Source organism: Syntrophaceticus schinkii, assembly GCF_000946815.1.
In the GTDB taxonomy this organism is placed as follows: domain Bacteria; phylum Bacillota; class DSM-12270; order Thermacetogeniales; family Thermacetogeniaceae; genus Syntrophaceticus; species Syntrophaceticus schinkii.
In genome coordinates this window covers 1-3124 of record NZ_CDRZ01000092.1, presented here as the reverse complement: position 1 = coordinate 3124, position 3124 = coordinate 1, and the positions used below count along the sequence as shown (strand labels likewise).

Below are 3124 nucleotides of genomic sequence, written 5' to 3'. Positions count from 1 at the left end.
TAACGTAACAGAGTAGATACAATGATCAAATCCATGTCATCATTAAACCCCAAACCTTGTTCAATAAGAATACTCTTTCTTTCTGGCTAAGTATAGATTTATACATTTCGCTTGCTACATGCATTACACCCATAGAATGTTCAAATCGCGTGTGCGTTGCTCCCGGATAAACCATATCTGTCCAAGCTAACTGTCTAATTCGCCTTAGACGCTGAAAGGAAGAATGATCGAGGATGTCTTTTTCCCATTTACTTATTTTTATAAACCCGTGGATGGGATCCCGAATTTCATACATATTTAACCACACTTCTTCTTAAAATTTATAGGCATTTCAGTAAACTAGTGCAGCTAAATAGGGTATCTAGAAATTAATGAATTTATCATATGTTTCCTCTATTTATATATTTTCTCTATTCGGTGAAATAATTCCTCCCTTATAATATAAAAAATAAACGTTTCAGCGAAACAATAAACGCTTCATCTCCAATGGTTTCTATATAGCCCCCTAATTAATTTGGAAGAAACCCTTGTACATAGTAACATTTTTAAATACAGGGGGAGATACCATGACAAAAAGGCGTTATAGTGATGATTTTAAAGAACAGATTATTCATGAATGTCAGGAAACAGGTAATGTTGCCATCGTTGCTAGACGTCACGAGATTTCGCCTAGTACTGTCCATACCTGGATCAGTAAATACCGCCAGCGGGGTAGCGTGAAAGCGCTTCCCAGAAAAGAAGCTGCTCGTACCAAAGCAATGGAACAACGGCTAAAAGAAGTCAGTTTACAGAACGACCAACTGAAACGGTTACTTGCAGAAAAAGAATTGGAACTGGCTATTTTACGGGAAATCCGCGATCGTAAAAACCCTCAGTAGCCGATAAAGTTGCCATTGCCAATAGGTGGATACGGGAAGGCTACTCCAAACGGGCCGTCCTTAGCTTTATCGGCTTAGCCAGCTCCACCTACTATGATAATAGTCAAAAGAAAGAAAGCCCGCAGCAAGCTCGGGGGGAAAAGCGTCCCCCTCGCAACGGTACCGTGTACCACCAGACTTTTGTCGAATACAAGCGAACGGGACAATATGAGCCTTTATGCTGTTAGAGTTGCCCATATACTTACCATCAAGTGCTGGAACCCCCACCTTGCAAACAGGGTGGGGGTTCGAGATGAGGCGGAGTCAAGCTTGCTTTTTTGCTATACTGGTATGGTTTGCTCACACGTAGTATCATGTCTATCCCGTAATGTTTGTTGCGCCAGCCCTCTTACCCCATATTACTTTTTACCAGATGTATTATTAGGATCTTTAGCAGGTGAATTAAAGCAAAAAATTGAAGCACGAACAGCTCTTGTCTCTGTTATCGGTCTGGGTTATGTTGGGTTACCTCTTGCTGTTGAGAAGGCAAAGGTAGGCTTTAAAGTGCTTGGTGTGGGGCAGACCCCGGGTGGAGAAGGAGATTGATGATTTCAAAAACAGAGGTAATTCATCCCGAGGCTAAGATAAGCCAGGACAACCTTCAGTAAGCTGTTCCCAGCTTCGACCTCAAGCGCTAGAATTCTTTGCTCCAAGAAGAGATCACAGCTGTTTTAAATGAAGTGATAGCCAGCGGCCAGTTTATCCTGGGTGAGCATGTTAAATCAGTGAAGAAGCAAATTTATGTGGAGCAAAATACGGGATCGGTGTTGGGAATGGCAGTGATGCCCTCTACCTGGCACTGCTCGCCTGTGGTGTCGGACCTGGTGATGAGGTGATCACAACACCGTTTACCTTTTTTGCTACCGCCGGATCTATCGTTCGTACAGGTGCCAACCCTGTCTTTGTAGATATAGACCCCAAAACCTATAATATAGACCCTGAATTGATTGCATCGAAGATCACATCTCAAACAAAGGCACTGCTTCCGGTTCACCTCTACGGACAGCCGGCAGAGATGGACCGGATCATAGAGATCGCCGATCAGCACAACTTAAAGGTAAGCTGCCCTATCTCAGATCCCCTACACCGTCAAAAACTGCTGTCATGTCTACCACCAGTACACAATCGCTGCCAAAGACCGTGATAGGCTGCAGTCTTATCTGAAAGCACAGGGCGTCCACACCACAGTCTACTATCCTTTGGCCCTGCACATGCAGCCTGTTTTCAGCAACCTGGGGTACAAGCCCGGGGATTTTCCACACTCAGAGCAGGCAGCAAATCAGGTTCTTTCTCTTCCGATGTTCCCAGAACTAAAAGGGATGAAATCAAAAGGGCAGCAGCTCTGATCGCAAACTTTTTTGGAGATGAAGCAAACTGAAACAACTGAACTTTGGAATTATCGGCTGCGGCAGAATTGCTCACAAACATGCTGAAGCGATCAATAAAAATGAAAAGGTAAAACTTTTGTCTGTCTGTGACATTATCGAAGAGAGAGCATAAGGATATCAAAGTCAATACAGGGCAGTAGAGACCATATATCGACGGCAGAGAAGGGCGCAAAGCACTAGAAACCATCATAGCTATATACCGGCGGTAGGGGAATATACTTTAATTGGGGTCAGGCTTGCTTTATTGTTTTATTTAGATTTAACGCCCCTGGTGTTGGACCGCCATTTTTGTCAGCATGGGACCTCTAATTCCAGGCCGCCGCACTATAGCGACTTCTTAGGGCGGGGGGGTGGTGATACTCCAATAACAGGGCGGCTGCGTGATAATAGCCAAACCGGGACATTGTTGAACTCATGACGCTTCCCAAATAGATCTATTGGGATTGTACCTGTGACATACTGAGCAAATGCATTCTGCCAATCGCTGTCATCAGAAAATGGTGTCCCTAAATCTTCGATCCCTTTATCACCGGTAAATCCAAGGTACAGTAGAACTACAGGAAAACCGAGCTTTGCCAGCATCCACGTGAAAGCTAGCCGATTTGCTAACTGGTAGTGTGAATCTCGAGAAATATTTACCTGGTTATCTATGCATTGCCACCCAATGCAGGCTTCTTTGATGGCCTTACCGATACGCTCATGGTTCTCAACACTATTGGCAGAAGTATTGTCCAATGGTTTTCCTCTAGTTTCAAGCTCATTACTGTGGCTTTTGCTTCTACCAAGACTAGCCCAGGCCGATGATCGATCTCGCAGCTC

7 protein-coding genes are annotated in these 3124 nt (G+C 44.3%); 6 read left to right on the top strand and 1 reads right to left on the bottom strand.

Features of this window, described 5'->3' with window-relative positions:
* The first annotated feature begins 566 nt into the window (after positions 1-566).
* The 6 genes from SSCH_RS05320 to SSCH_RS21745 all read left to right on the top strand — a co-directional run bounded on the left by SSCH_RS05320 (position 567) and on the right by SSCH_RS21745 (position 2417).
* Positions 567-878, top strand: a complete 312-nt coding sequence (locus tag SSCH_RS05320; RefSeq protein ID WP_044664569.1) for a transposase — start codon at positions 567-569, stop codon at positions 876-878.
* A gap of 180 nt (positions 879-1058) precedes the next feature.
* Positions 1059-1463, top strand: coding sequence for a hypothetical protein (locus SSCH_RS20025; RefSeq protein WP_232294236.1), 405 nt, complete (start codon positions 1059-1061; stop codon positions 1461-1463).
* A gap of 98 nt (positions 1464-1561) precedes the next feature.
* Positions 1562-1753: a hypothetical protein gene (locus tag SSCH_RS22315; protein WP_052835355.1), complete on the top strand. Its 192-nt coding sequence runs from the start codon at positions 1562-1564 to the stop codon at positions 1751-1753.
* Positions 1678-2061 (top strand): DegT/DnrJ/EryC1/StrS family aminotransferase, encoded by a 384-nt coding sequence (locus SSCH_RS22310; protein WP_332306906.1) that lies wholly within the window; start codon positions 1678-1680, stop codon positions 2059-2061. Before SSCH_RS22315 ends, SSCH_RS22310 begins: the two co-directional genes overlap by 76 nt.
* Positions 1994-2263 (top strand): DegT/DnrJ/EryC1/StrS family aminotransferase, encoded by a 270-nt coding sequence (locus tag SSCH_RS22305; protein WP_456300450.1) that lies wholly within the window; start codon positions 1994-1996, stop codon positions 2261-2263. The genes SSCH_RS22310 and SSCH_RS22305 overlap by 68 nt, the downstream gene beginning before the upstream one ends.
* A 28-nt stretch (positions 2264-2291) precedes the next feature.
* Positions 2292-2417 carry a Gfo/Idh/MocA family oxidoreductase gene (locus tag SSCH_RS21745; protein WP_408645697.1) on the top strand — a complete coding sequence of 42 codons (126 nt, stop codon included), beginning with the start codon at positions 2292-2294 and terminating at the stop codon, positions 2415-2417.
* A 212-nt stretch (positions 2418-2629) separates the two neighbouring features.
* On the opposite strand, the gene SSCH_RS05305 is transcribed toward SSCH_RS21745, so the two are convergent.
* Positions 2630-3124, bottom strand: a 495-nt coding sequence (locus SSCH_RS05305; RefSeq protein WP_044664567.1) for a hypothetical protein, incomplete at its 5' end; no start/stop codon positions are given.

Excerpts from the sequence above, each read along its gene's own strand:
- SSCH_RS05320 (WP_044664569.1), top strand. The coding sequence starts at position 567 with ATGACAAAAAGGCGTTATAGTGATGATTTTAAAGAACAGATTATTCAT.